This is a genomic window from Clostridium senegalense JC122, assembly GCF_000285575.1.
GTDB lineage: Bacteria > Bacillota > Clostridia > Clostridiales > Clostridiaceae > Clostridium_J > Clostridium_J senegalense.
Window position 1 is genome coordinate 1,120,293 of sequence record NZ_HE611050.1, and the last position, 15,683, is coordinate 1,135,975.

The 15,683-nt window shown below is 27.3% G+C and carries 14 protein-coding genes; 1 reads left to right on the forward strand and 13 read right to left on the reverse strand.

Annotation, left to right across the window (positions count from 1 at the left end; genetic code table 11):
- Nucleotides 1-15: 15 nt before the first annotated feature.
- From CSGHG_RS05925 to proB, 9 genes are all read right to left on the reverse strand, one after another.
- Nucleotides 16-1,503 carry an aldehyde dehydrogenase family protein gene (locus tag CSGHG_RS05925; protein WP_010293441.1) on the reverse strand — a complete coding sequence of 496 codons (1,488 nt, stop codon included), beginning with the start codon at nt 1,501-1,503 and terminating at the stop codon, nt 16-18.
- Nucleotides 1,504-1,538: 35 nt separating this feature from the next.
- Nucleotides 1,539-1,847, reverse strand: a complete 309-nt coding sequence (locus CSGHG_RS05930) for a BMC domain-containing protein (RefSeq protein WP_010293444.1) — start codon at nt 1,845-1,847, stop codon at nt 1,539-1,541.
- A 25-nt stretch (nt 1,848-1,872) separates the two neighbouring features.
- A complete protein-coding gene (locus tag CSGHG_RS05935; RefSeq protein ID WP_010293445.1) occupies nt 1,873-2,169 on the reverse strand; it encodes a BMC domain-containing protein in 297 nt (98 codons plus the stop codon).
- 284 nt (nt 2,170-2,453) lie between these two features.
- Nucleotides 2,454-2,720, reverse strand: coding sequence for a hypothetical protein (locus tag CSGHG_RS05940; RefSeq protein WP_010293446.1), 267 nt, complete (start codon nt 2,718-2,720; stop codon nt 2,454-2,456).
- Between the two features lie 5 nt (nt 2,721-2,725).
- Nucleotides 2,726-3,820: a membrane protein gene (locus CSGHG_RS05945; protein ID WP_010293447.1), complete on the reverse strand. Its 1,095-nt coding sequence runs from the start codon at nt 3,818-3,820 to the stop codon at nt 2,726-2,728.
- A gap of 500 nt (nt 3,821-4,320) precedes the next feature.
- A complete protein-coding gene (locus CSGHG_RS05950) occupies nt 4,321-5,151 on the reverse strand; it encodes a MerR family transcriptional regulator (protein WP_010293449.1) in 831 nt (276 codons plus the stop codon).
- A 1,284-nt stretch (nt 5,152-6,435) separates the two neighbouring features.
- Nucleotides 6,436-7,578 carry a 1-propanol dehydrogenase PduQ gene (locus CSGHG_RS05955; protein ID WP_010293451.1) on the reverse strand — a complete coding sequence of 381 codons (1,143 nt, stop codon included), beginning with the start codon at nt 7,576-7,578 and terminating at the stop codon, nt 6,436-6,438.
- 205 nt (nt 7,579-7,783) lie between these two features.
- Entirely contained in the window at nt 7,784-9,028 is a 1,245-nt protein-coding gene (locus CSGHG_RS05960; protein ID WP_010293453.1) for a glutamate-5-semialdehyde dehydrogenase, read from the reverse strand.
- Between the two features lie 26 nt (nt 9,029-9,054).
- On the reverse strand, nt 9,055-9,867 hold the full coding sequence (gene proB, locus CSGHG_RS05965) for a glutamate 5-kinase (RefSeq protein ID WP_010293455.1): 813 nt from the start codon (nt 9,865-9,867) through the stop codon (nt 9,055-9,057).
- Between the two features lie 403 nt (nt 9,868-10,270).
- Between proB and CSGHG_RS05970 the strand changes: the two genes are divergently transcribed.
- On the forward strand, nt 10,271-11,131 hold the full coding sequence (locus CSGHG_RS05970; RefSeq protein ID WP_010293457.1) for a YitT family protein: 861 nt from the start codon (nt 10,271-10,273) through the stop codon (nt 11,129-11,131).
- 151 nt (nt 11,132-11,282) lie between these two features.
- Here CSGHG_RS05970 and CSGHG_RS05975 read toward each other — a convergent pair whose 3' ends face one another.
- The 4 genes from CSGHG_RS05975 to CSGHG_RS05990 all read right to left on the reverse strand — a co-directional run bounded on the left by CSGHG_RS05975 (nt 11,283) and on the right by CSGHG_RS05990 (nt 15,494).
- Nucleotides 11,283-12,242 carry a tRNA dihydrouridine synthase gene (locus CSGHG_RS05975; protein WP_010293459.1) on the reverse strand — a complete coding sequence of 320 codons (960 nt, stop codon included), beginning with the start codon at nt 12,240-12,242 and terminating at the stop codon, nt 11,283-11,285.
- Nucleotides 12,243-12,406: 164 nt separating this feature from the next.
- Entirely contained in the window at nt 12,407-13,162 is a 756-nt protein-coding gene (locus CSGHG_RS05980; protein WP_010293460.1) for an HAD family hydrolase, read from the reverse strand.
- Between the two features lie 44 nt (nt 13,163-13,206).
- On the reverse strand, nt 13,207-14,400 hold the full coding sequence (locus CSGHG_RS05985; protein ID WP_010293461.1) for a phosphoribosyltransferase domain-containing protein: 1,194 nt from the start codon (nt 14,398-14,400) through the stop codon (nt 13,207-13,209).
- Complete coding sequence (locus tag CSGHG_RS05990; protein WP_010293462.1) at nt 14,397-15,494, reverse strand: HpcH/HpaI aldolase/citrate lyase family protein; 1,098 nt, start codon at nt 15,492-15,494, stop codon at nt 14,397-14,399. Before CSGHG_RS05990 ends, CSGHG_RS05985 begins: the two co-directional genes overlap by 4 nt.
- Between the last annotated feature and the right edge of the window lie 189 nt (nt 15,495-15,683).

The following is a 15,683-nucleotide window of genomic DNA, read 5'->3' on the forward strand; positions in this document are numbered from 1 at the left end:
TATTAAATATATTTTTTACTTTAATTCATATAGAATTTTTTTCAAAACACTTTCTAATAATTTGAAGTTATCACTTTCATTTGAATTATTATTTAAAACTGCATATGAAGAATTCTCTTTAACCTCTACTGCATTAACAATTTCATCTACTTTACGAACCCCATATCCAATTTTACGTACATATATCAAATTCATAGGTGAAACATTGTCTGAAGTCATTCCTTGACCTGCAGACCCACTTCCTAAAGTCATTGAAGGAAATAAATTTGTAGTAGCTCCCATACTTCCGAAAGTTCCTGAAGTATTAACAAGCACTCTACCAACCGGTTTCTTCAATGCAAATTGATGAATAACTTCTTCATCCTTGGAATGTATAACGAGTGTATGTCCATGTCGTTCACTCAACAATAACTCTATACATTTTTCACAAGCATGCATCCAGTCATCTTCTATATAAAAAGCTAATACTGGACAAAGTTTTTCTCTTGAATAAGGGTTACTTTGAGAAACAAATTTTTGTTTACAAATAAGTACCCTCACATCTTCTGGAACAGTAAAGCCAGCTTTTTTAGCTAAAAACTGTGGTGATTTACCAACCATCTCTAGGTCAAGACTTCCATCTTTATAAAAGAATATTTTTCCCAACCTTTCAGCTTCCTCTTCTGTCATAAAATATCCACCATTTTTTTGAAGTTCATTTTTAACTTCACTTGCAATACAACTATCTACAACAATTGATTGCTCTGCAGCAGATACAACTCCATAATCAAAGTTCTTGCTAACAATAATATCTTTAACAGCCTGTTCTATATCAGCAGTACGCTCTATAAAAGCTGGACCATTACCATTGCCACCATATATAACTGGTTTACCAGATTTATAGGCTTCATCAAGCATTTCTGGAACACCAGTATTCATTATAAGTGAAGCACTTTTATGATTCATAAGTTCTAATGAACCACTTTTCATTACTGTATGTAAGTATGCAAGAGCACCTTCTGGAAGTCCTACACCTTCTGCAGCTCGAATTAAAATATCAACTACTTTAAAAATTGTATTCTTAGCTCTTGGATGAGGCGAGAATATAATTGCATTCCCTGATTTAATTGCAATTAACGCTTTATATATTGTTGTAGAAACAGGACTTGTAGCTGGACAAAAGGCTATAATAACCCCCATTGGAACGCCGACATCCATTGTGTTATTTTCTTTATCTTTGTTAATTACCCCTACACAATTCATGCCTTTAAGTCTATTTTTTAGATACTTACATACAAAGCGATTTTTAATATATTTATCTTCCCACTTTCCATATTCAGTTTCTTCATTAGACATTTTTGCAAGTTCCTTTAAATGTTTTTCAACTTCTTCAGCCATACGTTCAACTATCTCATCAAGTTTTTCTTGTGGGAAAGTCGCTAATTTTTTTTGTGCCTCATAAGCATTTTCAACAAGAATTCTAGCTTCTTGAATGGAGAGTAAATCATTATCTATAATATTCATTTTCTCCCCCCCTCTCCTTAGAAAAAATTTTACTTTTACTCAGCTATAAGATTTACAAGCTCGTAACGTTTTATTATTTTTTCAATATCTTGGTGTGGTCTTGGAATAACCATTGAACTATACAGATTTGCACCTTCCATTGCTTCAACTGCTGCAACACCAGCATCTACTGCGGCCTTACAAGCTCCAACATCTCCACGAACTAATACAGTTATATATCCTGATGCAACATTTGCATAGCCTTCAAGTTCAACATTTGATGCTTTACACATTGCATCTGCTGCCTCTAAAGCAAAAACTAAACCAAAAGTCTCAACTAGCCCTAAAGCTTCATATCTTGCCATATGTATATCATTTCCTTTCTATATCTTATAAATCAATATCGTGTACTGAAACAATATCGCCAACCGGTCTAATAGGACGTGGCATAACATTGTGTGCTGTTAAAGTTCCAACTGATGCTGCTGCTTTAGCTCCTGCTTCTACTGCAGATTTCACTGCTCCAACATCACCTTTTACCATAATTGTTACAAGAGTAGATCCAATATTTTCATATGAAATCAGCTCAACATTTGCTGCTTTAAGCATTTGGTCTGCAGCATGAAGTGCAGGAACTAACCCTATTGTTTCTACAAGACCTAGTGCCTCATTTCCATAATATCTCATTGATAAGTCCTCCTTCTTGATTTTAGCTTGTACATTAGTCCGCTAAATCACACAACTTGTATATATTTTGTATGTTTATATGTATTTTTGGTTTGTTGTATATGTTTATTAGATTTCTTACCTTTTTATAAAAGTAATAATATTTTTTATAGTAAAAATTTTCTAATAATTTTATTCTAAAGTATTTTATTAAGAATAATTTTTCAATAATAATTACTAAAATAATTACTTAACTATAAATTTAAGAGATTTCTAAATCATTTAACTTTTGTTAATGCTAAAAATTAATCTTTAATAAATTTATTAATTGTAGCAGCTCCTTCTTCATGTGCATGATAATAAACTCTTAACTCTTTATTTTTGTCTAAATCAATTCTTGTTTCTTCAACAAGTCCGTTTGCTTCAGCTGTCATTAAAGCATTAATTATAGATTTTTTATTAAACGCCTTAAAATTTCCATACTCGCCTTTTAATGCATCCATAACATCATCAGCACAAGCTTCTTCAACTTTAGTAAAGTATTTTAAGATTGCATAGTTAAGTGGTTTCATCTATATTAAACCTCCTCTTTTTTTCTTCTAAATAAATCAAGTGGATTCATAGATATTGTAAGTATACCAAACATCATTATTACAGCTCCGATCCAAGCAACTGAAGGTAATGACCATCCGTCCATTCCACCGTATACTCCTAGTACTAATAAGCAGAATAATGGTCCAAAGAATGAATATGTACCATTACATGCAGTACCAAGTCCTGCTCCACACTTACTGTTTGCAGCATACCATGTCATAAATGTCATGAATGATAAAAGACCACTTAAAGCAAACCATATCATTGCAGGTCCACTTGTGAATGCTTGTACAGCAAGATCTGCAGAAATATTTATTCCACCAGCAATTACTCCAAAGATTGGAACTAAGATAAATAGATTTGCTATACCTGATGTTACTTGACGAATGCAAATTCCAATTTCAGGATCAATCATAGCTGTACCATATCCAGCTACACATCCTTCAAATCCCCATCCTAGAGCTGCAATAATTGCTATTAAAATACCAATTATAGTATTTTTTGAAGCACCGCCACTAAAGCCTGTACTACCAATTAAAAAACTAGCACACACACAGACTGCAATACCAAAAGCCATACGTTTATTTAATTCCTGCTTATATAAAATTTTACCTAATATAGCAGCAATAGCAGGACAAAGAGCTGATATTGGAACAACTATCGAACCGGCCATTTGAAGAGCTATAACATACGAAGTACCAGCTATTGGTCCTCCAATAAGAGCAGCTATTATCATAACACGTCCCGGTCTTGTATTAATACATCTTAAAAAATCGCCAAATTTACCTTTAACTACGGCATATGAAAGAGCCCAAATAGCACTGCACGTATCATTTATCGCATTACCAAGTGCTGCAAGTAAGTATGCTACAACAAATGCTGATAAGCCTGCTGTATTAACACCATACCAGTCCCCCCAAACTCCTTTAGTCATACCCATCGTTAGAAATGCAGTGTATAATCCATAGGCAAGTCCTGAAAATAAAGCTAGGGATACACCCTTTTTAAAGAAATTACTTGATAATTTCTTTTTTGCAGCAATTGCTTCTACATTTACTGCTTTTGAAACTTCATACATAAAATAAAACTCCTTTCAATAAATAATAAATTTTATATAATTAATAAAATATATACTCTTTCAAACTTAACCTTAATAGATTAATATTTTTGTGATTGTTATAATTCTGGACATTTTATTTTTAAACTCTCAAACAACTTTTCATTTCATACCTTGTAAGTATTTTATTCTCAAATAAATTATAGTCCTTTCCCTTTGGGGTAAAGTCAATATATAATTATTAAAAACATTTAAATAAAATTTAAAATATTATTAATTTAACTTCACTTCCAAATTAATAAACAATTATAAAACATTCACAATGTCAGCTATATCAGTTTTTAACATGATAACTATAACCATAATTTTCTTTTGTAGAAAACAATAAATATATCATTAATTCAATTTAATTTTAAAAATAAATAAATTTTTTCATTTAATAATATTATGAATTTTTATTTGATACCTCTCAATCCCCTTCTATACCTTCCCCTAGGGTCAACGTTTTCAATATACTAAAACTAAATTTTTCTCTTAATTTTAATTAAAATTTCTGTAACAAATTTATCTGTGTTTTTGGTTGTCCAATAATCTGTTACATATCTTTCATAGGATTCTTCGCAGCATATATAATTATGATTTTTCGCCCACTCTTGCATTTTCATATAGGTTTCATTAATTGTTTCATGAGCTCCTATATGATAGCAAGCAACAGCCATCCATCCACCAAATTCCACACTTACTTCCTCTTTACACTTTAAAATTGTCTGTTGCATTATTCGTATATTATTGCACTTCCCATTAATTTTATTTTTAAATGATGGGAAACATATAATTACAGGTCCTGTTACTGCATTATTCATATCATCTATATAATTGTTAAATTCTATGTTTATTATTGAATCCATATAATCGTATTTAAAACTTTGATTTAAAAAAGTTAAAGTACGACTGTCTATGTATTTTACAGCCACATCACAAGCATTATTTTCAATTACCATCTGTGCCTCAACTATTAAATCATGCCAATCTTTAACTGATCTTTTTTTTAAATTTATCTCTTTCTCAAGTTCATCTAATTCATCAATTTTTTTTCTAAACCTTTTATCAAAGAAGTCATAGGTTGTCCCTTTTAAAAACTCTCTCATTTCCTCAAGTTTAAATCCACTTTGTTTATAATACTTTATCATAGGTACAGCTAATAAATTTTTCTTGCTATAGTATCTATAGCCACTTTCATTGGCTACTTTATCTGGAGATAATATTCCCATTTTGTCATAATATCTTAATGCTTTAGTAGTTATTTGACATATTTCTCCAACTTTTCCTATTGAATATAATTCTTCTCCCATACTAAGACCACCTTTTTTTATAATATTTTTAGCCTTTTTCAAATCTAAACTTGATAGACTTTAAGACTTTGAAAACTTTATCAAAAAGAATTTCCTCAACTAACTGTCTAATATTTAACAATCCAAATTACAAATTAATAGAGGAATCCTTATTATTTAAGAAAATTAATTTTATATTTACAATGTTTATTAATATTTTAAATTTATTTAACAGAGACAAGAACTCTTTGTAATTTTCAAAATATTCGTCCTAAACTTATATTCATTAAAATATCTAAGTAATTTCTCTATAATCTTTATTTAAAACTTTCTATTTTTGTTATGTGTTTAATACAACTACCACAGCTAATAAACTTATAATTATAAGACAAATTTCTTTTAATAATAAGTAATGTAGATGAATTTTAAAATTATGATGTTACCAAAAATTATAAGGATGACTATGGTTTTAAAAATTTAATTCATATAATAAAAATTTTTAATAGAATTGAATTTTTAAATACACAGATTTCTTGATGATAAGAATATGCTTTTCATGAGAATTATAAATACTTAATTATGTATATCTATTATAAATATAGTTTGATAGTTTTAAATAATTAATGGACAATGTCAAACCTTAAAATATAGTTTAAAATAATAGAAATTATAAAAAGATAGCATTCTCCTTATAAATAATATTACTTATTCTCAACATAACTGTAAAGAAGAAACTCCTTCCATTTGTTTCCTATATATGGCATTTTAAATTTACATATTTACTTTTAATCCATTTAAAAATTAAGATACTCAGTATGTTATAGGAAAACAAGCTCAAATTTATTCAATAATCTTAAAATATTTTCATACAAGATAAAGTGTTGAATTGTAAGTGATTTGGAGCATCTAGCACTATTTAGGTATCCAAGTTTTGGAATGGACAATTTTTAAAATAGCCTTGGAATCCTATAAACGCTTATTTGTATTTTTAAAATAAAATCTATTTTAATTATATATTTTGCCGTCAAAGCTAAGGATTCGCAATAAACCTTTATTTATTAAAATATGTTAAAGTCATTATATAATGCCAAATTTAATTTTACTTCTAATTAACATATTACTTTAATCAAAGTTAATAGTTTTAGTTGTTTAAATACATATGTTTTAAAATCTAAATTTAATTTTCTTAAATTGAATATATTTTTTATCATTATTTTTAATTATATTTTATTTTAACTAAATTTCTCACATTTTGCAAAACACATAAAAAAACCACTCATTAATGAGTGGTTTAAAAACGATATTTTATTCAAAAATTTTATCTAAAACCATTAATAACTCTTCACTTGTTGTTTCTCTAGGATTTGCTGTTGTACAAATATCCTTAAGAGCTGCATTAACAATTTCTTCTTTTAATGTTTGAGCTAAATTCATATCAGCACCTTGTTCTTTTAATGTTTTTGGAATCATTAATGTATTTTGAAGTTCTACAATACTTCTAATTAAATTATTAACGCCAATATGTACATTTGGTGCATGTAATTTTAATAATTTCGCAAGTCTTTGATATTTTTTAGCTGCTGTACTATATTCAACTTTAAAAGTATCTTTATTTAAATTAGCATTATATTCAATAACATGAGGAAGTATCATTGCATTACTTCTTCCATGAGAAATATGTAACTTTCCACCTAATGCATGGGCTAAACTATGAGTAATACCAAGTCCAGCTGCATTAAAAGCCATACCTGCAAGACATGATGCATTATGAAGTTTTTCTCTTGCTACTATATCATTTCCATCAAGATAAGCCTGTGGTAAAAATCTGAAAGCTAAAGTTAAAGCTTTTTCTGCAAGTGCATCTGAAAAATCAGTAGCATCATTTGCAACATACGCCTCTATAGCATGTGTAATTACATCCATTCCTGTATCAGCAGTTATAGCTTTAGGTACAGTTTTTACTAGTTCTGGATCAAGTATAGCATAATCTGCAAGAAGAGATTTATCTGCAAGAGCATATTTTAATCCTTCTTGTTTATTGGTAATTACTGCATACTCTGTTACTTCTGAGCCTGTACCACTTGTAGTAGGTATAGCATAGAATTCTTCTATTGAGCAAACCCCACCAGTAACTTTTTTTGCATATTCTCTAATAGCTTTAGCTCCGTCAATTGATGATCCTCCACCAAGAGCTATAAGAACTTGTGCATTACAGCTTTGTAACTTTTGAATACCAGCAGCAACAACCTCTAAAGATGGATCTGGTACAATATCACTATATATAGCTACTTCGCAATTATCAAGTTTTTCTTGTATTTTTGCAGCTGTCCCTGAAGTTTCCATAAACTTATCACATACAATTAATACTTTCTTATTTTTAATTTCATTTAGTCTATCTAAAGAACCTTCTCCAAAATAAACATTTGTGTTAATACTAAATTCTTTCATATCTCTCTTCTCCTATTAAAAAATATTTAAGATATGAATGAAATTAGTTATTTTTAGTTTAAATATAAAATTAACTTACAATTTATAACAATCAAATTATAACAATCAAAGCAAGTCTATATAAACTTTGCTTATTTTATTATATCAATATTGCTTTCACAATACAATACTGTTAGAAAAGTCAATTTAATTTTAATTGCAAATGTTATCTTATTTGACCATTTCCAAATATTATATACTTATTAGTAGTTAGTTCTTTAAGCCCCATCGGTCCCCTTGCATGTAGCTTTTGAGTGCTTATGCCTATTTCTGCCCCAAACCCAAATTCCTCTCCATCAGTAAATCTAGTAGATGCATTTACATAAACTGCCGCTGCATCTATTTGTTGATGAAATTTTTGAGTATTTTGGTAATCATTTGTTACTATAACTTCAGAATGTCCTGAACCATATTTATTTATGTGACTTATAGCTTCATCTATGTTTTTTACTATCTTTATACAAATTATATAATCTAGATACTCTTTATAATAATCATCTTCATTAGCTTGTATTATATCATTTACTACTGCTATAGATTTTTCATCTCCTCTAACTTCTACTTTTCTTTTTCTTAATTCTTCTACTATTACTGGAATAAACTCTTTTGCTATATTTTCATGAACAAGCAATTTTTCTTCAGCATTACAAACTGCTGGTCTACTAGTTTTTGCATTTATGACTATTTCTTTTGCCATTTCCAAGTCGCTATTTTCATCAACATAAACATGGCAATTTCCTGTTCCTGTCTCTATTACTGGCACTGTTGCATTTTCTACCACTGACTTTATTAATCCTGCTCCCCCTCTTGGTATTAACACATCTATATATTCATTTAATTTCATCATACTTTTAACAGTTTCTCTGCTTGTATCTTCTATCAATTGAATACATTCTGTTGGCAACTGAGTTTTTTCTAATGCTTTTTTTAATACTTTTATAATTTTTTTATTAGAATTTATAGCCTCACTACCACCTCTTAATATTGTTACATTACCAGATTTTATACATAACCCTACTGCATCACAAGTTACATTTGGTCTTGCTTCATATATTATTCCTATCACACCAAGTGGCACTCTTTTCTTACCTATTTGTAATCCATTTGGTCTAGTTATTATAGAAGTCACTTCCCCTACAGGATCTTCTAGACCTGCTACTTGCTTTAAACCTTTACTCATTCCTTTAATTCTGTCTTCATTTAAAAGCAATCTATCTATCATTGCTTCTGATGTTCCCTTATTTCTTGCATTTTCTATGTCAATTTTATTTGCTGCTATTATTTCACTAATATTTTCTAATAATGCTTTTGACATCTCATTTAATGCTTCATTTTTTTTATTTGTTGAAATATTTGATAATATGTACGAAGCTTCTTTTGCTTTTTTACCTTTTAAAATTAACTCTTCCATATAAAATTTCTCCCTTTATATCTTGTCTATTTTTCTTTTCCTAAAAATAAAGTCCCTACATCTTCCCCATTTAATATATCAATAAGTATACCTGGGTCTTTTCCATTTGCTAATACCATATTGGTACTATTTTCAGTTACAATTTTTGCTGCATGTATTTTAGTTTCCATACCACCTGTACCTAAATTACTTCCCGCACCATCTGCAAAACTTTGCACTTCTTTAGTTATAGATTTTACTTCCTTTATAAGTTTTGCATCTTTATTTGTTCTTGGATTAGAATCATAAAATCCATCAATATCTGATAGTATTATAAGAAGATTCGCATCTACTATAGTAGACACTATTGCTGCTAAATTATCATTATCTCCAAATCTAGATACATTTTCAATTTCATCTATAGACACACTATCATTTTCATTTACTATTGGAATTATTCTACTTTCTAACAAAGTTTCAAAAGTATTTGCAACATTATTTCTACTTCTTTCGCATTCTATAATATCTCTTGTTAAAAGTATTTGACCTACTGAATATCCATACTCTCCAAATAATTTACTATAAATATTCATAAGGGCTACTTGTCCAACAGATGCTGCTGCCTGTTTTTCTCTAATAGTTTTAGGTCTTTCCTTTAAGTTCATCTTGCTTACACCTACTCCTATTGATCCAGATGTTACAAGAATTACTTCTTTCCCACTATTTATTAAATCTGATATTGACATAGCTATCTTTTCAATTCTTCTTAAATTTATATTTCCATTGTCATAGGTTAAGGTTGATGTTCCAATTTTTATAACTATTCTTTTTGAGTTTTTAATGTTTTCACGATATTTCATTTCTCTTTCCTCTTAAGTTCCCTTCAATAATTTTATATTTAAATAAATTTTATAATATATATTATCATAAAAATATAAGTAGTTTATTAACATATTGTGCATAATATTAAATATTTTTTAATTTTACTAAATATACATTATAAATTTTATATTTTCCTCCATTTTAAATTTTTTCATAATTTACTTTTTTATTTTTCAATTACATTTAGTTAGTACATTATATAAAAGGCTAACTTTTTTATAAAAAATTTAAAAATCATTATATTTTTTACTCATAATAATATGTAAATTAACTAATTATAAATATATATTTAAAAATTTATAATTTCAAGAATTTTTAACACTTATAAGCACAATTACTAAATTATTATCATAACATTTACAACTTAGGAGGAAAATTTATATGGATACGAAAGTTTTAGACAAAGCTAACATTATAGATTTATTATTTATTATATTAGGAAGTTTTATAAGTTCAATCGGAATAAATATGTTTTTAATACATGCTAAGCTTTTAAGTGGTGGTGTTACCGGTGTAGCTCTTATATTTCAATACTTATTCAAAATTCAAGCTGGATACATAATTCTTTTATTAAATATTCCCTTATTTATCTTAAGCTTTACAAAATTAGATAAAAAATTCACTCTATATTCTTTGGTAGGAACACTATCTTTATCTTTATCATTAATATTAACAAGCTCTATATCTGATATTCTGGATATAACAGACACATTGCTTTACTGTTTATATGGTGGAGTTCTTAATGGAATAGGCTTTGGACTAATATTTGCACATCATGGTTCTACTGGTGGATTTGATATAATTTCTATGTTAATTAAAAGAAAACACACCACTCTAAACATAGGTAAAATTTCTTTTGGTATAAATTTAATTATTGTTAGTATCAGTGCTTTTGTATTCGGAATAACTAGTGCCTTATATACGTTAATAGCTATGTATACAACTGCTTTTGTCCTTGATAATGTAGTTAAAGGATTAAATCAAACAAAATCTGTTTTCATTATTACTAATAAAGAGGACTTGGTAGCAAATTTTTTAATGAAAAATCTACATAGAGGAGTTACTTATCTTTATGGTGAAGGTGCTTATAGTAAAGACCAAAGAAGAATCCTTTATTGTATTATACCTTTAAGTCAATTACCCGAACTTAAAAATATAGTCACTTCTATAGATGAAAAAGCCTTTATCTCTATTTCAGATACATCTGAGGTTCATGGCAGAGGATTTAAACAAAGTTTATAAAGTCAAAAACTATGCTAAAATTTTAAATTAGCATAGTTTTTTATTATTTTTTTCATATATAAACATAAAATATTTCTTTCTTATATTATATAATTTTACCTTTATAATAAAAAGGAGCACTACAAATAATCTACACTATCCGTATTTAATATTAATTACTAAATAATCCAGCACCTTTTATAATTTCCTGCTCTCTAAATAAACTTGAAACAGCATAATTATAATCATTTAAATTTTGTGCCTTCTTTATTTTCTTAGCATACTTTTTATTATCAGAAAATATGTAAATCATATATCCCCATAGTTCTTTCATTCTAAATAGAGCATTTCTATGTTCATTAAATAATTCTATATATTTATGTAAAATTTCATCATGAAAATCTTTTAATACTTCTTTATCTATACTAGTATTATTTTTTATCCCATTAATTAATCCTGGATTGGCTAATACTCCTCTTCCTAACATCAATGTTTTTACTTGTGGAAAATTTTTTATTAGTTTAGTATAATCATCAACAGTAAAAATATCTCCATTATAGCATATTGGGTTACTGCTTAAAGATAATGCATCTTTAAATACATCTAAATTCGGTTTATTTCCATAAAAATCTTTTTGTGTTCTAGGGTGAATAATTAATTCTTCCATAGGATATTTATTATAAATCTTTATTAAATCATAAAACTCTTCTGGATTATCTTTTCCTATTCTAGTTTTTATAGAAATTTTCATATCATCTATTTTAAATATTTCATCTAAAAACCTATCAAGTTCTTCTCTTTTAGCTAGAAATCCTGAACCTCTATTTTTTGACACAACCGTTCCAGCAGGACATCCTAAATTTAAATTAATCTCATTATAACCTAATTGTTGTAACTTTCTAGCAGTGATAATAAATCCCTCTGAATCGTTAGTAAGTATTTGAGGAACTATACTCATTCCTTTATTGTTCTCTGGCAAAATGTCTCTTAATTCTTTAGTTTTAAGACTTCTACTTGTATTTGGAACAATAAAAGGTGTAAAGTATTTATCAATATTATGAAAAAATTTCTCATAAGAATTTCTATATATATATCCTGTGATTCCTTCCATTGGTGCTAAATAATTTTTCATAACTAACTCCTTTATAAATATTCTAAAAAACATTATATCAGCATTCTTTTTTCTTATCTACTTAATGTTAAATATAAATAAGGCTACAAACCATTTATTTGTCTACAGCCTGAGATAGACTCATAAGAGTCTATCTAATTAAAGCTAATTTTTTAAACTAAAAATCACATTAATAAGATATAATCTTCTATTTTATTTAACAATTCTTCTGTTGAATATATTCCCGCTTGTCTTGTAACTATAGCTCCTTTATGACTAAAACTACTATGATTAGGTAATATGGCCTGCCCCCTCTTTGTAAACTCCCTGTCAACCTCACTATCTCCTGCTGTTACTAATTTATTTATATTAAATTTTCTTATTATATAATCTACAGCTTTTATTTTGTTTATCTCACTATTCATTACAAAAACCTTTGATGCCATTTTAAATACTGAAAAATCATCTCCAAATTCATTATATAAAACTTTATATCCATCATAGGCTTTATCATCATTTGCAAATTTTACAATTACATAAAAATCTTCTACATTCATAATATCTTCATATTTAATATTTAAACTTTCTATATGTTGTATATTATTTTTAAGCTCATATAACTTTATAAAACTTCTCATATACTTATCCCATTCTAAATCTAAATTACCATTTATATATATTTGTGCCCCATTTATACATATTATTATTTTAGGACTATATTCTTTTATAAAATTAACTCTTAATATTTGTTCAATACTCCTCATTGTACAAGGTACAAATATGAAATTTTCCAATTTTAATAGTTCTTGAAGCTTATTATAACTAACTTCTGTCATGTAAGTTATTTCTCTATCCCCACTATACTCTACGCACTTAAATCCTTTATTTCTTGAATGAATAATAGTTCTATCTAAATCTGTTATTAAATATAACTTTTCCATCTTAACTCTTACCCTCTTTAATTATAGATATATTTTAATTTGTTTTAAGGCTTTACTATAATTAGATTTTTTGTAAGTTTTACATCTAAGTTGTCCTCTGTAATTAAAACTACTTTATCATAATTTTCTTCCATATCAGATTTATTATATAAATAATATTTAATTCCATTATGGTAGAAAATATTTTTCTCCTTAATTGGATAACCTTTTTTATCATTACAATAAATAGGACTTCTCGTAGTACTTTTAAAATACACATCACCTTTAATATATGATGCTATTCTTGATGGAATATAAATATTCTCTCCATGCCCTAATACTAATATTTTTTCATTCTTTTCCAATAACTCTTCAACCCTACATGCTGCCTTAATGCACTCCTCTTCTGATTTTTGAATTTCGTTAAAATCCATTCCAAATTTTCCTGTAAATTTTAAATGTTCTCCTGTTCTTGTTAATACCTTTAGATTATTTATAGAAACTTTTTCATCTAATAGATTTTCCTCACTATCATAAAAAATCTCTTTGTTTTCTATCTTAATATCAGCTGATATTAAAGCTTTAACTTCTATTTCTATATTGTTTTCTTTTATAAAATTCTCTAACAAATTTCTATACTCTAAATTTCTTAAATCTAAAACACTCAAAATAGTATATTTTCTAACATTTGTAGTTCTTTTTAATTCTCTTATTATGTTTATCATAGATTTTCCAGTGGTAATCTCATCATCAACTAAAATTATTCTATCTGCTTCTTTTAATTTATATGACTTTTCTGGAAAACATTTGTGAGTAGTGGCATGAGAATGTTCTTCTTCAAAATTCAATAAGGATTTTTTATCTTTAAATTCTTCTCTTGTAGTTGTAATATAGTAAGAGTTTTCTATAGCTGCTGCTACTGCCATTCCAAGGCCAGTAGCAGTTTCTGCAAACCCTAAAATTGCTACATTTTCTTTAGTCCTGTAAGTTAACTTCATCGCCTCTTTAACTTGTTTTTCAAAACTATTTGGGCTTTTTAAATAATTTATAAGAATATTTGTGCCATCATTTCTTCCATATATAGTAGAGGCTAATAAAAAACCTATAGCTTTGCAAACATCTGGTTTTACCTCTATATGTTTACCTAAAACTTTACTTATGAATAAAAAATTTCTCTTACTATTATTAATTCTATTTCCTATTGAAATTAAATCATCTATATTCATTCCATATATGTTTTCTCTTATTTTAACCTTCACTTTATTGCCCCCATTTCTAAAAACAACTTATCAAAAGATATATCTTTATTTAACACTCCAAAAATTTTCCCTCTATTACATATTTCTTTTGCCCAATTATAATGAGGCAAAATTTCATTCATCTTATTACCGTTATAACCTTTGAACACTCCTCCTGACTCTGCAGACTTCAATATGTTTTTAGCATCAATATATTCTTCAAACTCTACTGCATGCATAATATCTACATATATACCTTGCGTTGGATGAATTATTGTCTTACCATAAAATCCATTTTCCTTATCTAGCTCTATTTCCCTAATTAATCCTTTAACTTCATTAGAATTAATATCTGATGAGAAATACTCCCATACTGGTGCCGATATCACGTATCCATCTTTGCTCCTACCAAAAATATTAATTATATCCGTAAGGCAATCATTGACAACATTTATATCATATACACTACTACTTACTTTACGTCTTAACCCAAATATTGAAGAGAAATCTGTTCCTCCTACTCTAATGTTTAATATAAAATCTTTATACTTAGCTAATAAATCTTTTAAATATATAGTTTCTAACATTCTATTTTCTTTATATATTATTTCTTCACTCTCAAGAATAGGCATTCCATAAATTTTCTCATCAAACTTTTTATTTACTTTTTCTAAATGCTCTAAATAAATGGTAGCATTTCCTTTATTAAACTTAGGGAATGTGAATCCTGCAATTAATTTTAATTGATTTTTAGATAACTTTGATGTAAAGCTAATGAATTGGGAAGGGTTTCTTACTCTAATAAAAATTAAAGGAATAGAATTTTCATCTGTCTTTCCACTTATTAATTCCTCATATATTTTATCTAAAAACTCTAATACATTTCTTTCCCCCCTATCAACCTCACTTTCTTTAATAGCATCTTCAAAACAAATGGTAATAGTACATATATCTTTTAATCTCACCGTGATTGTTTTATTATATAAATCCATCAAAGCATTCATATATAAATTAGCTCCCATGGCATATTTTAATAAATTTCTATTTGTATATTTATTAAATTCCATAGGAATTTGATAAAAATTTTTATTACTAATACTTTCTAAATGTCTCATACTAAATTCTCCATTTTTACAACAATCTAATATTTTGCAATCTATTTTATAGTATGAGTTTTACCAATTTTTGTTACCATGAAATTATTTTTATTTTTTACTCATTATAAAGATTCAAATAAAATAAATTTATTCCACAAAAAAAATCCACGATAAAATATCGTGGATTTTTTAAATACTCGTATTTAT

Coding starts and splice junctions, on each gene's coding strand:
- proB (WP_010293455.1), bottom strand. CDS start 9,867: ATGAAATATCGTGAAAACATTAAAAACTCAAAAAGAATAGTTATAAAA.
- CSGHG_RS05955 (WP_010293451.1), bottom strand. CDS start 7,578: ATGAAAGAATTTAGTATTAACACAAATGTTTATTTTGGAGAAGGTTCT.
- CSGHG_RS05935 (WP_010293445.1), bottom strand. CDS start 2,169: ATGAGATATTATGGAAATGAGGCACTAGGTCTTGTAGAAACAATAGGG.
- CSGHG_RS05940 (WP_010293446.1), bottom strand. CDS start 2,720: ATGAAACCACTTAACTATGCAATCTTAAAATACTTTACTAAAGTTGAA.
- CSGHG_RS05980 (WP_010293460.1), bottom strand. CDS start 13,162: ATGGAAAAGTTATATTTAATAACAGATTTAGATAGAACTATTATTCAT.
- CSGHG_RS05925 (WP_010293441.1), bottom strand. CDS start 1,503: ATGAATATTATAGATAATGATTTACTCTCCATTCAAGAAGCTAGAATT.
- CSGHG_RS05930 (WP_010293444.1), bottom strand. CDS start 1,847: ATGGCAAGATATGAAGCTTTAGGGCTAGTTGAGACTTTTGGTTTAGTT.
- CSGHG_RS05960 (WP_010293453.1), bottom strand. CDS start 9,028: ATGGAAGAGTTAATTTTAAAAGGTAAAAAAGCAAAAGAAGCTTCGTAC.
- CSGHG_RS05950 (WP_010293449.1), bottom strand. CDS start 5,151: ATGGGAGAAGAATTATATTCAATAGGAAAAGTTGGAGAAATATGTCAA.
- CSGHG_RS05990 (WP_010293462.1), bottom strand. CDS start 15,494: ATGAGACATTTAGAAAGTATTAGTAATAAAAATTTTTATCAAATTCCT.
- CSGHG_RS05975 (WP_010293459.1), bottom strand. CDS start 12,242: ATGAAAAATTATTTAGCACCAATGGAAGGAATCACAGGATATATATAT.
- CSGHG_RS05945 (WP_010293447.1), bottom strand. CDS start 3,820: ATGTATGAAGTTTCAAAAGCAGTAAATGTAGAAGCAATTGCTGCAAAA.
- CSGHG_RS05970 (WP_010293457.1), top strand. CDS start 10,271: ATGGATACGAAAGTTTTAGACAAAGCTAACATTATAGATTTATTATTT.